The sequence below is a fragment of the Bdellovibrionota bacterium genome (genome assembly GCA_035292885.1).
GTDB lineage: Bacteria > Bdellovibrionota_G > JALEGL01 > JALEGL01 > DATDPG01 > DATDPG01.
Map to the genome: position 1 here is coordinate 30,336 of DATDPG010000019.1, position 19,556 is coordinate 49,891.

Sequence of the window (19,556 nt, forward strand, 5' to 3'; positions counted from 1 at the left end):
TCAGGAGGTGAAAATGTGAATGAAATGCGCCGCCTGGGCGCGGCGTTACTTGTGGCCCGCGGGCCAATAGGATCGATACCAAGAAGTCCTGCTGATTACGCTCAACACGGGTAGGAAGCGATCTATCCCAATGGGAGGTAACGAGTCAAGCCGCTATTTCTTCGCTTCAAACGTCTTCGCAAACTGCTCGAACCCGGAACGCCATCGATCGATCGTTGCTTGAGGGCCGGTCGCCTTGAAGAACCAGGGGCCGGAAGGACTCTCGGCGATGGCCGCCAGCATGGCGTATCCCGGTTTCTTTTCGACGGGGCCTCCCGTCATCATCGGCGATTGCGATTCCAGATAGGTCCCCGTGACGTAAATAATCGTTACCGGAAGATCGTTCGCCTTGATCTCTTTTTTCGTTTCCGGTCCCGTTACGGGAGAGCCGTCTTTCTTTTGAAACTGCCCGTACCAGCGCTGCAAATTCGAATCGACCGAGCCGCCGGTCCCGGGAAAATAAAACACGCTCAACGTAGCGTCTTCCGCTCCCTTCGATCCGGGAAGGCGATACTGGTCCCGCCGCATGCTCGAGGAGGGAGATTCTTTGATCCAATCCTTGAGAGCCGTATAGGTGACTTCACTCGCCGATGAAGTGGTCAAAGCGAAAAGAAGCGTTCCGAAAAAGGTCCAAAGGGTTTTGTTCATGCGGGAAGGTTTATCACTTTTTTCGCAGATTACCACTTCCCGCCCGGCTTCGGCGTCGGTTCGAAATCGCAGCGGCAACTTTCGGTCTTGCAGATAGCCCTCGGTTTCGGTCGAACGGACACCGCCCCGCCGCCGCAGCCGTAATCCTTCTCCATTTTACGATTGAGTGTATCGAGTTCCGCCGTTGCCCGCCGGTTCACGCAATCCCAGGCGCCGCACACTCCCTGAACGACCCGACAATCCGCATCCGACTTGCATTCAAGCCAGAATTTCGGAAAGGGGGAGTCCCCGGTCTTTTCCGCAGCCGCCTGCCTCCCCCAGAAAGCGAGAAAAATTCCCAAGGCGATCATTGCAAGGGAGAAAATAAGCAGTCCTCGTTTTATCTTTTCTCGACAAGTTGACATCATTCGGTAGGCTCCCGCCTATGCCGTCGCCTAAGTATAAGTCTATCTTTGCTCCCTCGAAAAAGGATGATCGAAATCAGAACTTCCTGGACTATTGGGAGTTTTCCAGGCGCCACTCCGGCGAGATCTTCGAAGATGAGAAGGATTTGTCGAAGAAGAGGGAAAAACTCGCGTATTTTCAGGCGAATCCCGTTCGTTCGCGAAAACCGCTGGTTGACCCCGAATCGTTTTATCGGAATTACGTGAAACTCGTGGACGATCCCAAGACGCTGGACCGAAAGACGCTCTTACTCACGTGCGTTTATAAATTCGCAAGGCACGAGTGGGTCGGAATCTCCGGCGCGTGGGATGCGATCCCTTCGATGGCTCGAACGAAATCGGTCACGGACCGGATCAGCCGATACCATTTAGCGGAAGAGTTTTGCCACGTGCGATTTTTTCATGAAATGTTTCGGACCTTTCATCTCGACCGGGTGGAATGGGTGCCTTTGGGGCCGCTGATGGGGCGTGTATACCGGCTTTTCCCTTACGTCCCGGAAGCGCTGATGGCTCCCCCCGCGTTTATCACCGAGTTAATGGGGATCACGTTCTATCGGCACGTGGATGGCGCCTTGGACGACATTTTTGCCGATGAAGTCGAAGCCTGTGCGCGCGTGCGTGAGTTGCTTTACGAGATCATGGTGGACGAGATCGCGCACATCGGTCAGCGCCGGAATTTCATCGGAAACGTCGGGATTCGGGCCGCGCATCGAATGGTCGGCCCCCTCTATCGAATGTTTTACCGGGACATTCCGGAAAGCCGCTTGTTGTTCAACATCGATCAAATGGTGAAGGACGGCGAGGATTTCGAATACGGCTCGATATCGCCACAACTCTTGGAACGTTCCTGGATTCCGTCGTACTGCAAAGCGATGTAGCTGGCTGGCGCGGAAGTCCGGGCCGGCTTTACCAGTCGATCGGCTGTACGGCGCTGTCGCCCACAAACTTCGTAATCACGCGAAGGATCGGATTGTGATCGTTCTTTTTGAACTCCTCCGGTGAGACGTAGGCGGTGACTTTTCCGAGCTTCGTGCCCTTGTAAAATTCAACCGACCGGAGACTGATATACTCCACGTCGACGTCAAACAAACCCCGGCTTCCGAAATCGCCGAAGAGATCCACGCCTGAAAAATTCTGGGCCACAAGATTCCCGTTCTTCCGTAACCGGAGCGTGAACGAGAACGACGGTCTGAAGATCAGCGCCTTGGTTTGCTGGCAGCGGCCGCTCTCCCAGCCGAAAAAGCCTGCCCCATGGTTGAGTGCAACGGTAGTTTTGTCTGTTTTGAACCTGACCTCGTACTTCGGTTGCTCCGGATCCCGTCGGTCGACATCGACGCCGGAGATCTGCGCCGGGGTTTTAGCGTCGGAGAAGACACCGGAAGCGATCAACATCTTCCGAACGTCCAAAGAATCCAGGGGGGTTCGTTTCCCGGCCGATTTCGAAATTCCCGCCTGAATCACGTGGAGCAATCGATAGAATTGTTCCATCTTGGTCTTGACCAAAGCGAGATTGAACGTATCTCGGACTCCCTGCGCGATAGCGGGAGAGACTTCGAGCGCCTTTTGACCGTTGGCCGTCTTAAGTGCGCCAACGGTCCCCAGTAGCTTGTCGACATCCACCGGCGCCGGGTCGGTGATCGACTCGATCGGCCCCGGGCATGGGTTTGTCGCAGGCGGAGCCGCGGCAACACTCCGCGCCGCGACGAGGAACGTCGCTAAAATGAAACAGATGCGCTTCATATGCATTTGTGGAACACGGTACGCTAAGGTTGTAATTCGGCCAAAATCTTCGGATTTTCCTCCTCTTGAGCCAGCAAACTGTGGCACGTGTCGCAATCGTCGGAAATGGCCGCGCCGCCGGCGGTTTTATGGTCGCCGTCGTGGCAGCGTTGGCAGCCGGGGGAATTCTCGTGACCGATACGGTTCGTGTAGGTTCCCCACTTCACTTTCATGGCGGGAAAAACGTTGTACGAGTAAAGATTTCCGAGTTCGTCGGCCGCGCGTCCGACGAATTCCTTCTTTTCCGCAGCGACGGCGGGATACTGCTGCGCGTAAAACGCCGTTAATCCCTCTCGGATCTTCTTCCGAGCATCGTCGTGCGAGGAATAATCCACCTTTAACAATCGTAGGCCTTCTCGTCGGATAAAGGGGAGGGACCGGTCGATTTTCCCCTCTTGGATCGATCGGTCCAGATCGTCCGACGGCATGCGATAGATGTGCGTGGGGCGATTATGACAATCGACGCAATCCATATTTCTCCACTGCAATCGAGCGTCCTTCGGCCTTTCAGCCTGCGTGGCATATTTCACGACACTGCCGTCCGGTTTGATCAGCTCGACGTCATAAATGTTGTCGCGTTTCTCGTCGCCGAGGTATCGGACATTCACGTTTCGATCCACGTGCCAGTGAATGCCGTGGGATTCGCGCCCCTCGATGCCTCCGATTCGTAGCAGGAGAACTGTTTTTAGCTCGGTGTTTTTTTCGTCCTCCTTATAACGCGTGATTACTTTCAGCCGGTCCCCGACGAATTTCTCCGGCCAATGGCACTGCTCGCAAGTCTCGCGCGCGGGCCGGAGGTTATGAATGGGATAGGGGATGGGCCGCGGGTAGAGGTTGAACGCGGTTGCGACCACCTGCCACGAGCCGGAGAGTTTGGATTTAACGAACCAGTTCGCGCCGGCTCCGATGTGACAGTCCACGCAGTTGACCCTTGCGTGCGGAGAGCGGAGATGGGCGGTATGTTCGGGTTGCATCACCGTATGGCAGGTCGTTCCGCAAAACGCGTTGGATTCCATGACGTGCAAGCCCTTATAACTGGCGATTCCGAGGATTCCGAGATTGACGATCGTCAACGCAGCAAAGGCCAGAACGACCTTCCTTGTCCGCTCATTATTCAGATCGATCACGGGCAGGATGCGGGGAAGCGCGCCCTGGGCCAATCTTCTTCGGTACACCCAAATCCCGACCGGAATCAGAACCAAACCGGCGACGAACACCGCCGGAACAATCATGAAGGTTAAAATTCCGAAGTAGGGACCCTTCGAATAACCGAGGGACTCAAACGCGAACAGCGCCAGGAACGTAAATGCACTGGCCGTCGTGATCGTCGAACCCGCCAGGCTTAGCGGCGATTGCGTAACCGTGAGGAAAAAATAATTAAACCACTTCCGCATGCGTCCTGCCTTTGCCACGGGAATCCCCGTGTGAAATCATCGTACGCAGAGCCGTCCCGTAGGACATGATTCGGATCAGGACGGACTCCCTCAAGCATTGGTTTCGCCGATTCTAAGATTGAAGTAAAAGAAAAAGAGGGCGCTATGAACGAAGATCTTCGACGCTTGAAGGCGCGAATGGACGAGCTTTCGAAACGGGTTCGAGAGCTTGAGGAGAAAGTCGGCGTTTCTTCTTCGTTTTTCGACAGCTCGAGTCCTTCCGCCGGCGGGACTCCAAAGACGGCTTCCCCCTTGGATCGAATTTCCAGCGTCGGATCGATCGTTGCGTTGATCGGCCGGACGCTGATCATCTTGGGCGGCGCATTTTTCCTGCGGGCCATGACCTCATCCGGGGCGCTGCCCCCCATGGTGGGCGCCGTCATGGGGCTGTCATATGCGGCCGTCTGGATCGTTTTCTCGAATCGCGCGGCAAAATCCGGCCGAATGGACAGCTCGCTGTTTTACGGGATCTCATCCGCCGTGATCGCTTTTCCTTTGCTTTGGGAATCGACGATCAAATTCGGTTTCTTTTCGCCCGCCGCCAGTGCCGGCGCAGTATTCGTTTTCGCATCCATGTCGCTCGCTTTCGCCTGGATTCGAAAATCCCAGACCCTGGCCTGGACGTTCGCGATACCCGCGGGCCCTCTTCTTTTGGGCCTTGCCTTTGGAACGGCCCGGCCGGTGCCATTCCTGATTCTACTTCTGTTGTTGGGATTGGGTACGCTTTGGATGGCGTACACCCGGGATTGGCCGACCCTCTCGGCTTACACGGCGGGCGTGGCCAATTTAGGCATGCTCGTCTTCGGGTTTGCTTTTGTGGCCCGCCCCGATTCGGAAGCGGTGGCGGGAGTCGGCCTTCTCACATTTTCCGTCATGGAGACGGCTTTTTTGGCCGCGTATCTCGGAAGCTTCTCCATCCGTCTCTTTAACCAGAATCGGGCCGTGCACATATTGGAAATTCTCCAGTCCTTGGCGGCGTTGACGATCGGACTGGGGGGGATGTTGGCCGCCATTCGTTTCAGAGAGTTACCCGGAGCTTGGCTGGGAGTCTCGTGTCTATTATTCGCGGGAGCGAGTTACGCGGCGTCGTTCGCCTTCTTGGAACGGAAGGCGGAGACTCGGCGAAATTTCTTTTCCTACACGACGTTGGCTCTGACGCTCGTGATCGTTTCCATTGTGGTGCTGTCGCGTGGCGCCGATCTTGTTTTAGCTCTGAGCTTTGTGGCCCTTTTTGCCGCCGGTCTGGGGAATTGGAAGGGACGCGGGACGCTTTGCGTCCATGGCGCCGTCTATCTCGCCGCGGCATTGCTCGACTCCGGTTGGGTGGCGACGCTGGTGGACGCAGCGATGCGCCGAGAGGTCACGCTGGAGGCTTGGCTGAATCGGCCCATGCTGACGGCGATCCTGGCGTCGATTCTCATGTTGGTGATCGCCAAACCTCCTCGAAAGCGGGAAGGGTTGCTTGCGAACCGGCTCCCGGGAATGGCGGCGCTTTTCGCCGTCGTTTTCACCATCAATGGCTTGATCACGTCGCTTGCGACGGATGTTCTCTCGGCGCGATCGGAGGGGTCGCTGCATGTCTCGGCCCTGGCTTCCGTTCGCACGATGACGCTTGCGATCTCCGCATTGATCGTTGCGTTGGTCGGTCGTTGGAAACGGAATCTTCAGGCGGATTGGCTGGCGTACACGCTTCTATTCCTGGGCGGCGTAAAACTGGTCTGGGAAGATTTTCGGGTCGGTTTTTCGACGACGCTGTTCGCTTCTTTCGCCATTTACGGCGCGGCGCTTATTTTGGCGCCGAGGATTTTGCGGCGGACGTCGAGAACACCCGGCGAATCGTAATTTTCAAAGACCCCGATACACTAGTGAACCATGAATCATAGGCGAAGCCTCCTTTTGTTCCTGATGTGCGCGACCGGATTGATCAACTTCCGAGTTGCGATGGCCGTCGAACAAACCGTCGTCCCGAAAGTGACGTTCTATACAGGGGATTTTCTCCGGACGCTGACAGCGGGCGGATTGACGTACATGGTGGAAACCGAGTCTCATTGGGGTGCAACGGCTGAAATGATCCTTGGCGGTACGGCGACGGATCAGGGAGCACGACCGTTTGTTTCGGACGGCGAACTATTCCTCATCACCGATCTCGGCGTTCTTTACGGAATGCCGGTTCGTCTCGGCCTGTCGGAGAGTGCGTGGACCGGAAGTCTTTATTCGACCGCCGGCCCGATGCGTATCCAACTCGGAGATGTGACGGGCTGGGGAGGTTTTCTCGGCGGTGGCCTGGACATTCACACGCCGATCCGCTGGCTCGGGATCAATTTCGATGTAAAAAACTTCTTCTATTCGGTGCCGAACCCGAACGGCGGAAATTTCAACGTGGACATCGACCTGACGGTTGGCCCGTCGTTCAGATTTTAGTTGGTCGCTGAACAAGCGTCATCGATGGGAGAATTTACCCGATGCAATTCGAAACAAAAGAAGTCAAACCGAAAATGTGGCCGGAGATCGAACGATTATTCGGACTCCGGGGCGCCTGCGGTGGCTGTTGGTGCATGTTTTGGCGGGCGGAAAAAGGGGAAAAATGGGATGACATGAAGGGTGAGATGAACAAAGAACGGTTTCGGAAATTGATCCGATCCGGCCAGGCACATGGGATTTTGGCGTTTGCCGATGGAGAACCGATCGGTTGGTGTTCTTTCGATCGCCGGACGGACTATGCACGATTGGACCGGTCCCCGAGTCTGGCATGTGCGGATGCCGATCGTGTCTGGTCGATCCCCTGTTTCTTTATTCAACGCGGGTATCGAAGGCAGGGTGTAGCCGGACTTCTCCTCAAGCGTGCAATCGCCGCCCTCAAGAAGCGGAGAGCGAAAATAGTGGAAGGGTATCCGGTGCGCCCCTCTCCCGACGGGAAGCCGACCGCAGCCGCCTTTACGTATACGGGCACTCGACCGATGTTTCTAGAGGCGGGTTTTAAAGTCGTCGGGAACCGAGACGGAGGGAAGCAGCGTGTGCGTAAAGCGCTGTAAGAACTAACCAGGCACCGTGAACTCCGAAAGATGCCGAGACTTATCTTTCTCGGACAGAAACGAAGCTTTGAAGGAGTTTTGGGCCAGCGTCAAAAGATTGTCCTTTTTCAGTCCGAGCGCTTTTTGAGCCGCCACGAAGTTCTCGTTGATATATCCCCCAAAATAAGCGGGATCGTCCGAATTGACGGTGACGCACAGCCCATAATCGAGCAGCCGTTTAAGGGTGTGGTCTTTCATCTCGTTAAAGACGCGCAGGCGAACATTTGACAGAGGACATACGGTGAGTGGAATGTGTTTCTCGGCCAAGTATCGGATAAGCGCGGGGTCTTCCAGACAGCGAACGCCGTGATCAATCCGCGAAGCGTGCAACTGCTCGATCGCCTCCCAGATATATTCCGGCGGGCCCTCTTCTCCCGCGTGCGCCACCGTTAACAAACCTTCCGACCGAGCCAAACTGAAGATTTTCGTGAACTTACTCGGCGGGTGCCCCACTTCGGAGGAATCCAGTCCGACTGCGACGAACCATTTCTTGAACGGGAGGGCCTCTTCGAGCGTCTTGAGCGCATCGTCCTGGCTCAAATGACGAAGGAAACAAAGAATAAGCCTCGTCGAAATGCCTGATTTCGATTCGGCGTCTTCCTGGGCTCGCCGCAGGCCGTGAATCACGGTTTCAAAAGCGACCCCGCGTGAAGTGTGCGCCTGGGGATCGAAAAAGATTTCCGCATGGCGGACATTTTGCGAGTGGGCCTTTTTCAAGTAAGCCGTCATCAGGTCGTAGAAATCTTGTTCGGTTTGAAGAACCGACATTCCCTCGTAGTACACGTCCAGGAAAGATTGAAGGTTGGTGAACTCATACGCCCGCCGAAGCACCGCTACGGACGCGTGCTTCAATTTGATTTGATTTCGCTTCGCTAAGGCGAAGATCTGTTCGGGCTCCAGCGAACCTTCGATGTGAATGTGCAACTCCGCTTTGGGGAGTTTTTCGATGAACCCCTTCACGGAAGAAAGACTTACCTTATAAGTACCGGAGGAATCAATGACGCCGACAAAAGAAGACCGAACACGAGATGAAGTTGGGCGGTCTTTGCATCAATAAAAGCGAACGCCGCGGCTTCGATCTGCTCTTGCCTATCCATCATTCGATGAAGTTTCCACGCCACGGGGATCGTCAGAAACGTCACCAGGGCGACCGGTGTCAGGACACTGACGGAAACGAGGGTGGCCACGGAAACATAAGCCCCGATCAGCAGCAGCGAATAGAATGTCCTGGCGCCGGAGGGTCCAAGGATTCCGGCCCATGTTCGAATCCGGTTCTGGCGGTCGATGGTGAGATCACGCGTGTTGTTGGCGTGGAGAATCGCATCCACGAGGAACGTGATCGGGAGCGCAATGAAGACCGACTTCCAAGAAAAATGTTGTGTTTGAACCATATTGCTTCCGAGGACCACCAACGGCCCGAATCCAAGAACAATCACGAGATCGCCCACCCCGCGGTACTTCAGATGAATCGGATAGGCGGTATACGTGAAAGCTAAAAGAACCCCGACACCTCCGAGGAGAGGGACAAACGTCCCCCGGGTGAACGTCAGAACGATTCCGCACGCCGAAGCGATGACAAGAAAGATCGCGATCAGGCGGCGCACCCCGGCCGGCGTCATTTCTTTCGTGGCCAAGGATCCTCGAGAACCGTACGGCCCGGTATCAACCCCTTTACGATCGTCAAAATAGTCGTTGACGAGATTTCCGACGCAGTGGAGCGCTACTACGCCCATAAGCGTCAGGATGAAGGCGGCCGGATGAAACGAAGAGAATCCCAGTTCGCTCACTCCAAGCACGGATCCCAGAAATACGGGGACGACCGAGGCCGGAAGAGAAAATGGACGGACCGCACGCCAGTAGCGACCGGGGCCGGTCATCGTTTGGGCCTGGATTCCCGAATCGTTTCGCGAGCCCAGGAAAACGCCGCTACCGTGGACGGAAGACCGATGGTCGACGCTGCGAGAGCGATCACCTGCTCGATTTCCTCTCGTGTAGCGCCCGCGGCAAGCGCCCGCCGTGTGTCCGCGTGAACGGCGCCTTCCAACCGGCCTCCGATGCTGATCGCGAGTTTGAGGAGACGGACGGTCTTGGCGTCCAGCGGTCCGGCCTCTTTCCCCGCTCGGCCCAGGATCTCCCAAGCCTCACCAATTTCGGGGTACCTTTTGATGAAGTCGAAGTAGGTTTTCGGCGGTTTCGGTTGCATGCGTCACCTCTCGGGAAACATTGTTCTTTTACCGAGGTGCTCGCAGGCGTCAACTTCCACTCGCTGACGCTTTTCTTCCCGTTGCGGTCTTTATCCGGCGCGATGAAGAGGATTCTCTTGCGCGAACCAGTGCTGCGTCGACAGACAGACTCGGCAGACGGAAAGCATCACCGGCACCTCGACCAACACTCCGACAACGGTCGCCAGAGCAGCGCCGGATTCGGGGCCGTAGAGGGCAATGGCCGTAGCCACGGCCAACTCGAAGAAATTCGACGCTCCGATGAGGGCGCCCGGCGCGGCTACAGCGTATTCCACGCCCAAGCGCTTCATCAGAAAGTACACAAGCCCCGAGTTGAAATAAACTTGCAGAAGGATCGGAATCGAAAGAAGGACGACGTGAAACCATCGCTGGGCCAAATTATCGGCCTGGAAGGCGAAAATCATAACCAGCGTCACCAGGAGCGCCGCGACAGAAAAAGGCTGGAACCTCGCGACAAAATGGTGTTCGAACCACTCGATCCCCTTTTTCGCAACGAGAAGCCGACGACTCACTGCTCCGGCCGCGAGCGGCACGACAACAAAGATCAAGACAGACAATAGCAGAACACGGAACGGGACTTCCAACCCCGACGTACCCGACACCAGGAACTTCACAATCGGCGCGAACGCCACCAGCATAATAAGATCGTTTACGGAAACCTGCACCAGCGTATAGCCCGGATCCCCTTTCGAAAGGTAAGACCAAACAAAGACCATGGCCGTGCACGGGGCCGCGGCCAAGATGATCAACCCCGCAATATATTGGTCGGCAAGCTCGGGGGGAATGAACGCCGCGTAGAGAATCCGGAAAAAGAGCCACGCGAGCAAGGCCATGGAAAAGGGTTTCACGAGCCAATTGACCACCAACGTGATCACGAGTCCGCGCGGCTTTCGCCCCGCCCGGACGATCGAGGCGAAATCAACCTTAAGCATCATCGGGTAGATCATGAGCCAGATGAGAAGCGCGATCGGAATATTGATCTGGCTACCGTCGGCGAACTCGAGTCCTCGCAGACGGTCCGTCAAGCCGGGCAAGAATCTTCCCAGCACGACACCCGCCACCATGCAAACCAGAACCCAGAGGCTCAAGAAACGTCCGAAGATTCCCATCAATCGGGGTTTTAGCATAACCACGAATCAAGAGAAGGTGACCGGCGGCGCCGGTTTTCGTCACGATCGATAGAGAAGATTCCGCCCCGTCATTTGGCTCGGTTGATCGAACTCGGCGTTGGATTCGATCTGTTCCTGGTTGAAGTCGACCGATTCGTACGGTGTGGGTTCCTCCGGGGCGAGGAGGGAGGGAGTCTTTCCGTGCCGATTGAAGAAGGACTCCACCGGTTTGTGCGGGGGGGCGCGAGAAACTTGAGGAACGAGAGCGCAGATTCCATCAGGGCCCGGAGGGAGATTCTCTCCAACCAGAGGCCGGATACATGAACGTGAAACAGCCAAAATCCTGCGCACGGCATCCGATCAAGATATGCGTTCTTTCGAAGCTCGCGCTTTGACTGGCGGGGACTTGCGAAACTGGTTGGTTGGAGGTGCGGGGTGAGATTCCTCGAGTAGGTCGTCGCCAGCGTGGCCGCCGAATTGACAAAATTCACCCGCAAAATGAGTGCTCGCCACGCGTTGCTCGATGTTGCCTCGGGAGGGATTGGAGCTTCGAGAACCTCAATCCCCTAACGATCTTTCAAGAGAGGCGTGGCCGCTGGCAAGGGAACGGAGTCCAGATAAATCTCGCTGCCTTCAACCTTACCTTGAACCGAGATCGTTGATCCCGTAGAGAGACCAGCGGGGGGTTCTCCGGGAAAATGAAGTTGAAAGATCTTGTGTGAAACCGAGTCTTCGAGAAGGTACATCTTCTCGTCAACGGGATTTTCAAAATTATCGACTTGAAGGATTTCAAGTCGGCCTGTGATGCGGGAAGGATTTTTATTTTGCGCGAATGCAATGGAGGTCTCCCTATATGTGAACGGAAGCAAGAAAAGCAAAAGGAAGAGAAAAGACAGCGCAACAAAACGCACGAGGTGCTCATGGCTCCCTTGATCTTTAGAGATCATCTCCCCTCCACTTCTTGTTATTGGATTCTACAACTACCGCACCCCCCGCCGCCACCCCCTGGGGAGGTGACCGTCACGATCGCACTGTCCGAGGCAGTGAGCCCCTGGTTATCCGTGACCTTCAACGTCAATGTGAAGGTGCCAGCGACCGTGCATTTGATGTTGGTCTGAGAAGCATCAGGCGTCGAGAGTGCGCAGGAGGTTGAACTGATCGTCCACCAATACGAGGCGATGGTACCGTCCGGATCACTGCCGGATCCGTAGACCGTTTTTACCGTATCTTTCACGATGGAAAAGTCAGGGCCGGCGTTGGCTGTCGGAGGTTGCGATGTGATGTTTGAAACGGTGACATTGACCGCGCTGGAGGTGGCGGTATTCCCCTTTGCGTCCCGCGCCACGGCCGAAAGCGAGTGCGAGCCGTTGGCGACAGAGGTTGTATTCCACGAAATAGAGTAAGGAGAGGTCGTGTCTTCCACGCCCAGGTTCACGCCATCGAGTTTGAATTGAACGCCCGCAACACCGTTGTTGTCGGAAGCTGCAGCGGATACGCTGGTGGTTCCCGACACTGTCGCACCGCTTGCAGGAGACGTCATCGAAACGGTCGGTGGGATCGTATCGAGATTTGAAACCGTGACATTGACCGCCGCGGTTGTGGCGGTATTTCCCGCCGCGTCCCGAGCCACAGCCGAAAGCGAGTGCGAGCCGTTGGCTGCAGACGTGGTATTCCAATAAAAATAGTAAGGAGAAGTCGTGACTTCCGCGCCCAGATTCACGCCGTCGAGCTTGAATTGAACGCCCGCAACGCCGATGTTGTCGGAAGCCGTCGCGTACACACTGATGGTCCCTGACACTATCGCACCGAACGTCGGAGATATCATTGAAATCGTCGGCGGGGTTGTGTCAGAGGAGAGATTGGAAACCGTGACATTGACCGCGCTGGAGGTGGCGGTATTCCCCGCCGCGTCCCGCGCCACGGCCGAAAGCGAGTGCGAGCCGTTGGCCGTAGAGGTTGTATTCCACGAAATAGAGTAAGGAGAGGTCGTGTCTTCCGCGCCGAGATTCGCACCGTCGAGCTTGAATTGAACGCCCGCAACGCCGATGTTGTCGGAAGCGGTCGCCGACACACTGAGGGTCCCCGACACGGTCGCGCCGCTGGCCGGAGACGTCATCGAAACGGCCGGGGGGCTCGTGTCCAGGGACGAGTTGGAAACCGTCACATTGACCGCACTCGCGGTGGCGGTATTCCCCGCCGCGTCCCGCGCCACGGCCGAAAGCGAGTGCGAGCCGTTGGTGACAGAGGTTGTATTCCACGAAATTGAATAGAAAGTACCGGTCGTAATTTCCGCACCCAGGTTCCCACCGTCGAGTTTAAATTGAACGCCCGCGACGCCGTTGATGTCGGAAGCGGTCGCCGACACACTGAGGGTTCCTGACACCGTCGCACCGCTGGCAGGATATGTTATCCAAACAAACGGCGGGGTGGTGTCGAGATTAGAAACCGTTACAACGACCGCGCTGGAGGTGGTGGTATGCCCCGCCGCGTCCCGAGCCACGGCCGTAAGCGAGTGCGTGCCATTCCGTTCCCTGGTTGTATCCCAAGAAAAAGCGTAAGGAAATGTCGTATCTTCCACCCAATCGTACCCGTTTTTCTTGAATTGGACGCCCACAACTCCGAAGCTGTCGGAAGCCTTAGCCCACACACTGACGACCCCTGAAACCGTCTCGCCGTCGGCCGGAAACTGCATCGAAACAGCCGGAGGTATATTGTCAACGGGCTGGCTGTTGGAAACGGTTACAACGATTGCACGGGTGGCGGTTGTATTTCCGGCTGCGTCCCGCGCGACGGCAGCAAGCGAGTGCGCGCCATTCGGTACAGAGGTTGTATCCCAGGAAACGGAGTAAGGAGAAGTCGTATCTTCCGCACCCAGATTAACTCCATCGAGTTTGAATTGTACGCTCACAACGCCGAGGCTTTCCGAAGCTGTCGCCGACACAGGAATGGTCCCTGTCACTGTCGCGCCGCTGGCCGGAAACGTCATCGAAAGGATCGCATCATTGATCACGGGCACATCAACCCGAACCGTAACGCCGTTCGTGTCATGGGAGAGTTGTGTCATCGTAATCCAGCTGTTCGAATCTTGGAACACTCCGCTGTCGACAAGCGTGTCCACAAAGAACGTATTCGAGGATAGCGACTTATTGTAATGAATGCTGGCCTTGTCGGTATATCTTGAACCAAGTGCTGTGTCGTATCCAATTTTTCTCCTATAGGAGACATAGTAATATTCACCCGTGCCTGCTTTAGGAATTTTGACAAGCTGTGGATAGAGTGCCAAGGCCGGTTCGGTCTCCAAGGGCGCCACGGTCACGGTCCATGTCCCTGCGCTGCCGATTTCCATAATCTGCGAGGGAGGAAGCCATCCCATCTGCTCCTTGTGACGCCCGTTGACCTGCCGAAAGATATTATTCGACATCCCCATGAAATCGGTGATGTCTCCATACTCACTATCGTTAACCCCGTCGTTGTTCCAATCCGCGGAAGCGTGTGCCATCCCCAGATTGTGACCGAGTTCATGGGCAAAAATATCCGCGACACAGTATTTTACCCAAGCGCGGCACACACCAGCGCATCCGACGTTGCCCAACCCAGCCCATGTACAAGTGCTGTCCGAGGGAAGAACGTAAACTTTGTGTTGGTATAAGTTCAGATCGATCCCTATATTTACCGCCGCTTCATCAGCTCGCGTTGCCCACGTGATTGGATCGCAAGACTCCGTTTTGGAGCCGGAGATCAATACCCGATACACATCCGATTGCCCGTTGCCGTTGGTGTCTCCGGGGAAAGATACGACGCCGAACGAGGTCTCCCGATACAGGCCGTCCACAGATTGTACCCCTGTGAACATGATGTTGGCGGCTTGGCTCTCCGTGGTGCAGGAGGACGGTGAATCGATGAAATCCACCAGCAGAATGACCGCCCGCCGTACGTTGCTTAAAGCCGCTTCGGAAACCATCGGAGTTTCGAGAACCTCAATCCCCATCGCCTCTTTCGAGAGAGCACCGATCGGCGAATAGGAAACGGCCTCCAGATGAATCGTCTGGTCTTCAACCGCGCCTTGAACCGAGATCATTGAACCCGTGGATAAACCGGCGGGCGGCTCTCCGGGAAAATGAAGTTCAAAGGTCTTGTGCGAAACCGAATCTTCGAGAAGGTACATCCGCTCTTCAACGGGGTTGTCAAAATTATCGACTTGAAGGATTTCAAGTCGGCCGGTTATGCGGGAAAAATCTTCGCCATTGAGAGTTTCAGAATAGGAAGTTTGAAAAGAGGAAGTTTGAACCTTTTCTTCTGGAACCAAATCGGATTTCGTGGCGCTCGAGCCGCAGCCAACCACAGGTACAGCGAACAGGAACGAAAGAGCCAAGAGGAAACCGAGTAGCGCGGAAGTGTCGGACTCCTTCATTAATACACCCCGGGAGAATGGAGCAATCTTTAAGCCAAGCGGAAGACCGCGAAAAAAGCGTTGCAGGAAGAGGAGATGCGCCGTTTATGGCAACGAAAGTTCACATTGGGTTTCGCAAAAAGTACAAACATCTGTTACTTTTTTTCATACCGTAAGCTCAAGGAATGGAACGAAAACGGAACGAGCCACTCAGTCGAGAGCATCGCGATGATCCTGCCTTTTGTATTTGGGGAAGAACCTAAACATTTGAACCGGCCCCCTGATTCAATTGGTGGCGACGCAGGGAAAGGATTGCGCGAAGCAGGCGCGAAGGGATGTCCTCTTAGTAATTTTGAAAACTCCGGCGGTGGTATGGAGTGTGGGATGGGCGTGGCCAAAGCGAGGGAAGGGGGACTTTGAGGGAACGGAGGGTCTGCTGGAACCCTAAACAAGACGAAATCCAGCCAAATCCAGGGAAGAATCCGAGTGAGGGACGTGAAAGCCGCTGTTCGGCCAGCTCATCAGGTTCGTCGCGACGTCATCCGAGAGAACTCCCGCTTCGTGCAGGCGGGAAATCAAGGTGAAGCGAAAGATCTCCGCTCGGCTCTGTCGGCCCACGGGGAGGGTCTCGGCTTTGCGCCTCTGCACGCAGCGGTTCCATTAAAGGTCCGTTGGGATAGTTGGATTCCGGACCTTTTGCGCGACGGGTTTCAGTGGAAGAACATCAAACTGATGCTGGGAGCCGTAGCGCTGTTCATGGTCTGGACGATTGTCGGCCAGGAAATGTTTCGGTCGGTGTTTTACAAGAGAGAAAAAACATGGCGTTTCCTTATTCCCGTAGAAAAAACTGCTGCGGACTCTTGCGGGTCTTGGCTTCGTCGGTGGTTTCCTCGGGCTCTGTACTTTTCTGACCAGAAAAATGATTTCGGATGGAGCCTGAATGTCGGGGGAGAGTGGAACATGAAACCCTGGATGAAGGTCGATAACTTCCGGCTCCTTGGCGAAATCAGTCAACACCGCTTTTTTAGCAACCGCTTGTCGTGTATTAGATTAAAGCCGAAAAGCCGATGATGAATCTGCTTTACAACGTTCTCTTGATTTCAGTGCTGCTCTTCGATCTATGCTTTATCGCTTACCTTTTTTGGGACTTATTCAAAAGATTATGAAGCCAATAGGGCCGCAAGCGTTTGGGGATCGAAAAGGTCCAAAAGCGCTGCGACACGTCCGCCAGGGGGTGTTCGATCAGGTCTTCCGCCCAGAGGAGAATTCGCTTTTGGTGGCACGAGGGACAGAACAGTCGGGTCTTTCAGGAAAAGGGAACGATTCTTTTCTGCTCACAGGAATCACACGAATAGACGGCCACCCCCTCCCGGGGATCGCCACAGATCAGGAACCGATCGCCCGTGTGGTCGACGCATGAACGAAAGAGGCCGAGCAAAACCTGAAATCGGGTAGGGTAGACCTTCTGGAAGTGGGAATAATGATCGTACAGGACGCGATACACCCCGCGGAGGAGGGGATGGAGATCGCCGTCCTCCCCGAGGGAATTTCAAAACCAAAATCTTAACGTCGATGGTTAGCGCGATGATTTACAGACGTTCTGAAGAGTTGGATTGGTTACCTGCGAACAGAGCGAAAGGTTTTGTAGCCCTTTTGCAACGGCCACAATGCAAATGTCCTTTTTTTGATCGTTCTGTTCGATTTTTCGACAGTACAAAACATCATTCAATTTTTGGCCCACCTTAAAGAAACAGTCGTTTTTCGATTCGAGTGTCCCAAGAGACGGACAAATAGACGAATCTCCATGTTCCTGAGCAATCAGGACTTTGCATTCATCACTCCACCCCGATTGTTCACAGAGAGAATAGGTCTTTGTCGCCTTGGCCAAGGACAGATAACATTGTTGCTTACGGGAAAGATCTGCGATTCTTTCACAAGAAGATGGTTCCTTATTTTCGATTGCGCGATCTGTTACCTTCTGAAGAGTCGAGTTCTGCATACATTCATCGACGAGGCGCTGATCTTGAATCTTAGGGCATATGGTCGAATCTTTAAGTCGTCCTGCTGCGTAGACAAAACAAAGGTCCTGAAGATGTCCGTCGTGGAGTCTATTGCAGACGGTTGGCTCATGTGTCCCTACCGCTATTCCAGAAAAGCACCCCAGCTTACTCTCATTGTTTTGAATCTTTTCGCAGGTAGTAGAGTCTTTGGAATCGATCCCTACTTTGCTCCAGCATCGATCTCGCTCAAATGAGGACGTTTTCTGGGAGCAATCCTGACTGTAGGAAGTCGACACGAACAATAATAGAGCAACTACAAACGCAGATATATTTTCACGACCCATTTAGACAGGCTACACGGCGGTGTAGGAATTTCTAATGAAATTAGTCGATTATGGCAATCAACGGCTTTCGCGATAAACCGCGTACTGCATGGGCGTTTCCCAAAGGCGAACCTCAACAACGGGAAGTTCTTTGGCGCGCGCAGTTTCAAATATGAGTTTCGCGATGTTTTCCGCCGTCGGATTTTCGTTCATCAAAGAACAGGGCTCTTCCATTTTTTTAAGGATTGGAACCAACGGATCCGAGTCCGCAGGGAAACCGAGTTTTGGGTGTAGGTCAGTTGGGATAACGAGACGGGGGTTCGAAAGGCATAGGCCAAGCGGCGGGTGAGCTGTTGCCGGTCGGAGGCGGGGAAGGAATCCGAGTGGTGCACGTGAAAGCCGCTGTGGGGCCAGCTCATCAGGTTCGTCGCGACGTCATCCGATGCAAAGGGCGAGGGAAAACGTGCGATGGGCCGCAAGCGTTTGGGGATCGAAAAGGTCCAAAAGCGATGCGACACGTCCGCCAGGGGGTGTTCGATCAGGTCTTGAAAGGGTCGAGCCGAACGAAAATCGAGCGCGGCTTTCGATGACGCCGGAGCTGTACGCCGCGGAGCGAGCGCTCAAAATGGCGGTGAAGGGCACTCCGTTTCGAGAAGCGTATCTTGCCGTAGCGAAAAACCCGGCGGCGAATCGGTCGAAACTTTTCCGTACTCTTGCTGCCCTGTAGAATCTCTCTTTGCATTGAAGTCATGGTGATCGAACTTAAGAAGGGTAAACGATCATGGCGAAAGTAAAGCGACTATTGCAAGTGCGTTCCTATCCAGCCTTTGCGTCGACCGCTATTCTTCTGATGCGCCTGATTGCAGGAACCGGGTTTGTTCTTCACGGGTGGGGAAAGATACAAAATCCATTTGCCTGGATGGGCCCGGCCCCTGTTCCCGGTTTCTTCCAATTCTTGGCGGCACTTTCGGAGTTCGGCGGGGGCATCGCTTGGGTTATCGGGCTTTTGACGCCGCTCGCATCTCTGGGAATCGGCTTTACAATGCTGGTTGCCGTCAATTTGCATTTGATCGTGCTGAAGGATCCGTTCGTGAATCCCACGGGGGGGTCTTCCTACGAGCCGGCGCTGGTCTATTTAGGTGTCGCTGTTTTGTTCCTGGCGTTGGGACCCGGGAAGTTCTCTTCGGACGCGAAAGTATTCGGTGACAAAAAAGATCAAAACCATTTCACGCTCAAACAACAATACCATGGTATGAACAACTAGAAGGAGGGCAGGAATGTCCAAAAGAAAATTATTCAGCTTCAGTCTTGTAATCCTGTGTGCGGTTTTGACGGCCTGCGGAGGTGACGACACGTCGGGCGCGGCGGGAACGTATCAGGGCGCGATCGCGTTTGACTCCGGCCAGGACGGATCGATTCAGATCAATGTTCCGGCCGATGCCGGCCGCCTGAACGTCCGTGCGCAGGGGTCGGGAGGCACGAATATCACCGGAGAATGTATTTATCCGGGAGGAACGGTCCCTTTAGAGGGAACGCTTACCTCGTCGAACGGTGCGTTTACGCTTTCGGGCGGCGGTTTCACGTTCACGGGAACACTGAACCTGGACGATGGTACGTTCACAGGTTCGTTGACTCAGGACGGTGTCGATGCCGGGACCTTTTCAGGCGTTGATTCGTCGGTGGACGACGTCCTTGTCTTTTGCGGGACGTTTCAAAGTGAGGATTCGGGTGTCTTCCTAGTGGTGGTCTCCGGCAATTCGGTGACGGGGAGTTATCAAGGGGACTTCGAAGGCGGTAACCTCACAGGGACACGGGATGGAGACACATTTACCGTTCAATCGACCGAGGGGGGTTCAGCCTCCGGAACCATCTCGGGCAATTCGATCACCGGCACCATTTTCGATGAGAACGGTATTGAGAACGGCTCCATTCAAGGGAGCACGGACGGTTGCTCGACTTGAGTCCTCTTAGTAATAAGGAGCGTGCCCTCGGGTGACTCCTGCTAACGCCCTGGGCGTTGATCGATAGAATCCAAAAACGAGGATCGGGCGGTTCCGAAAATCGGTCCGGCCGCCCGG

At 55.0% G+C, this 19,556-nt stretch carries 22 protein-coding genes; 11 read left to right on the forward strand and 11 right to left on the reverse strand.

The features are described from left to right. Positions 1–153: 153 nt before the first annotated feature. The gene (locus VI895_01180) at positions 154–687 is read right to left on the reverse strand and encodes a hypothetical protein (protein ID HLG18411.1); all 534 of its coding nucleotides are present in this window, start codon (positions 685–687) and stop codon (positions 154–156) included. Between the two features lie 29 nt (positions 688–716). After that, positions 717–1,037 carry a hypothetical protein gene (locus VI895_01185; protein HLG18412.1) on the reverse strand — a complete coding sequence of 107 codons (321 nt, stop codon included), beginning with the start codon at positions 1,035–1,037 and terminating at the stop codon, positions 717–719. A 74-nt stretch (positions 1,038–1,111) separates the two neighbouring features. Here VI895_01185 and VI895_01190 point away from each other — a divergent pair, with 74 nt between their 5' ends. Further along, positions 1,112–2,008 (forward strand): hypothetical protein, encoded by an 897-nt coding sequence (locus tag VI895_01190; GenBank protein HLG18413.1) that lies wholly within the window; start codon positions 1,112–1,114, stop codon positions 2,006–2,008. Positions 2,009–2,036: 28 nt separating this feature from the next. Here the strand turns inward: VI895_01190 and VI895_01195 are convergent, their stop codons facing one another. Both VI895_01195 and VI895_01200 read right to left on the reverse strand, forming a co-directional pair. Beyond that, positions 2,037–2,870: a hypothetical protein gene (locus tag VI895_01195; GenBank protein HLG18414.1), complete on the reverse strand. Its 834-nt coding sequence runs from the start codon at positions 2,868–2,870 to the stop codon at positions 2,037–2,039. A gap of 23 nt (positions 2,871–2,893) precedes the next feature. Next, positions 2,894–4,303 (reverse strand): NapC/NirT family cytochrome c, encoded by a 1,410-nt coding sequence (locus VI895_01200; GenBank protein HLG18415.1) that lies wholly within the window; start codon positions 4,301–4,303, stop codon positions 2,894–2,896. Positions 4,304–4,447: 144 nt separating this feature from the next. Between VI895_01200 and VI895_01205 the strand changes: the two genes are divergently transcribed. Genes VI895_01205 through VI895_01215 form a run of 3 tightly spaced genes read left to right on the forward strand, consistent with a single transcriptional unit; the run spans position 4,448 to position 7,374 of the window. Continuing rightward, a complete protein-coding gene (locus tag VI895_01205; GenBank protein HLG18416.1) occupies positions 4,448–6,184 on the forward strand; it encodes a hypothetical protein in 1,737 nt (578 codons plus the stop codon). Positions 6,185–6,214: 30 nt separating this feature from the next. After that, a complete protein-coding gene (locus VI895_01210) occupies positions 6,215–6,763 on the forward strand; it encodes a hypothetical protein (GenBank protein ID HLG18417.1) in 549 nt (182 codons plus the stop codon). Positions 6,764–6,804: 41 nt separating this feature from the next. After that, positions 6,805–7,374, forward strand: coding sequence for a GNAT family N-acetyltransferase (locus VI895_01215; protein ID HLG18418.1), 570 nt, complete (start codon positions 6,805–6,807; stop codon positions 7,372–7,374). Positions 7,375–7,377: 3 nt separating this feature from the next. On the opposite strand, the gene VI895_01220 is transcribed toward VI895_01215, so the two are convergent. From VI895_01220 to VI895_01250, 7 genes are all read right to left on the reverse strand, one after another. Further along, positions 7,378–8,373: an adenosine deaminase gene (locus VI895_01220; GenBank protein HLG18419.1), complete on the reverse strand. Its 996-nt coding sequence runs from the start codon at positions 8,371–8,373 to the stop codon at positions 7,378–7,380. Positions 8,374–8,384: 11 nt separating this feature from the next. Beyond that, positions 8,385–9,290 (reverse strand): 1,4-dihydroxy-2-naphthoate octaprenyltransferase, encoded by a 906-nt coding sequence (gene menA, locus VI895_01225; protein HLG18420.1) that lies wholly within the window; start codon positions 9,288–9,290, stop codon positions 8,385–8,387. Next, positions 9,287–9,616, reverse strand: coding sequence for a carboxymuconolactone decarboxylase family protein (locus tag VI895_01230; GenBank protein ID HLG18421.1), 330 nt, complete (start codon positions 9,614–9,616; stop codon positions 9,287–9,289). The genes menA and VI895_01230 overlap by 4 nt, the downstream gene beginning before the upstream one ends. 90 nt (positions 9,617–9,706) lie before the next feature. Beyond that, positions 9,707–10,783 carry an ACR3 family arsenite efflux transporter gene (gene arsB, locus VI895_01235; protein HLG18422.1) on the reverse strand — a complete coding sequence of 359 codons (1,077 nt, stop codon included), beginning with the start codon at positions 10,781–10,783 and terminating at the stop codon, positions 9,707–9,709. Between the two features lie 42 nt (positions 10,784–10,825). Then, positions 10,826–11,104 (reverse strand): hypothetical protein, encoded by a 279-nt coding sequence (locus VI895_01240; protein ID HLG18423.1) that lies wholly within the window; start codon positions 11,102–11,104, stop codon positions 10,826–10,828. A 227-nt stretch (positions 11,105–11,331) separates the two neighbouring features. After that, positions 11,332–11,712, reverse strand: coding sequence for a hypothetical protein (locus tag VI895_01245; protein HLG18424.1), 381 nt, complete (start codon positions 11,710–11,712; stop codon positions 11,332–11,334). A 17-nt stretch (positions 11,713–11,729) separates the two neighbouring features. Beyond that, positions 11,730–15,176: an Ig-like domain-containing protein gene (locus VI895_01250; GenBank protein ID HLG18425.1), complete on the reverse strand. Its 3,447-nt coding sequence runs from the start codon at positions 15,174–15,176 to the stop codon at positions 11,730–11,732. Between the two features lie 60 nt (positions 15,177–15,236). Between VI895_01250 and VI895_01255 the strand changes: the two genes are divergently transcribed. The 7 genes from VI895_01255 to VI895_01285 all read left to right on the forward strand — a co-directional run bounded on the left by VI895_01255 (position 15,237) and on the right by VI895_01285 (position 19,439). Then, positions 15,237–15,575: a hypothetical protein gene (locus VI895_01255; protein HLG18426.1), complete on the forward strand. Its 339-nt coding sequence runs from the start codon at positions 15,237–15,239 to the stop codon at positions 15,573–15,575. A 66-nt stretch (positions 15,576–15,641) separates the two neighbouring features. Next, positions 15,642–16,226: a hypothetical protein gene (locus VI895_01260; protein HLG18427.1), complete on the forward strand. Its 585-nt coding sequence runs from the start codon at positions 15,642–15,644 to the stop codon at positions 16,224–16,226. A gap of 91 nt (positions 16,227–16,317) precedes the next feature. Continuing rightward, a complete protein-coding gene (locus VI895_01265) occupies positions 16,318–16,575 on the forward strand; it encodes a hypothetical protein (GenBank protein ID HLG18428.1) in 258 nt (85 codons plus the stop codon). 1,286 nt (positions 16,576–17,861) lie between these two features. Next, positions 17,862–18,068 (forward strand): hypothetical protein, encoded by a 207-nt coding sequence (locus tag VI895_01270; GenBank protein ID HLG18429.1) that lies wholly within the window; start codon positions 17,862–17,864, stop codon positions 18,066–18,068. Continuing rightward, positions 18,065–18,205 carry a hypothetical protein gene (locus tag VI895_01275; protein HLG18430.1) on the forward strand — a complete coding sequence of 47 codons (141 nt, stop codon included), beginning with the start codon at positions 18,065–18,067 and terminating at the stop codon, positions 18,203–18,205. The genes VI895_01270 and VI895_01275 overlap by 4 nt, the downstream gene beginning before the upstream one ends. A 54-nt stretch (positions 18,206–18,259) precedes the next feature. Then, positions 18,260–18,742, forward strand: a complete 483-nt coding sequence (locus VI895_01280) for a DoxX family protein (GenBank protein ID HLG18431.1) — start codon at positions 18,260–18,262, stop codon at positions 18,740–18,742. A gap of 13 nt (positions 18,743–18,755) precedes the next feature. Next, positions 18,756–19,439 carry a hypothetical protein gene (locus VI895_01285; GenBank protein HLG18432.1) on the forward strand — a complete coding sequence of 228 codons (684 nt, stop codon included), beginning with the start codon at positions 18,756–18,758 and terminating at the stop codon, positions 19,437–19,439. Positions 19,440–19,556: the final 117 nt, after the last annotated feature.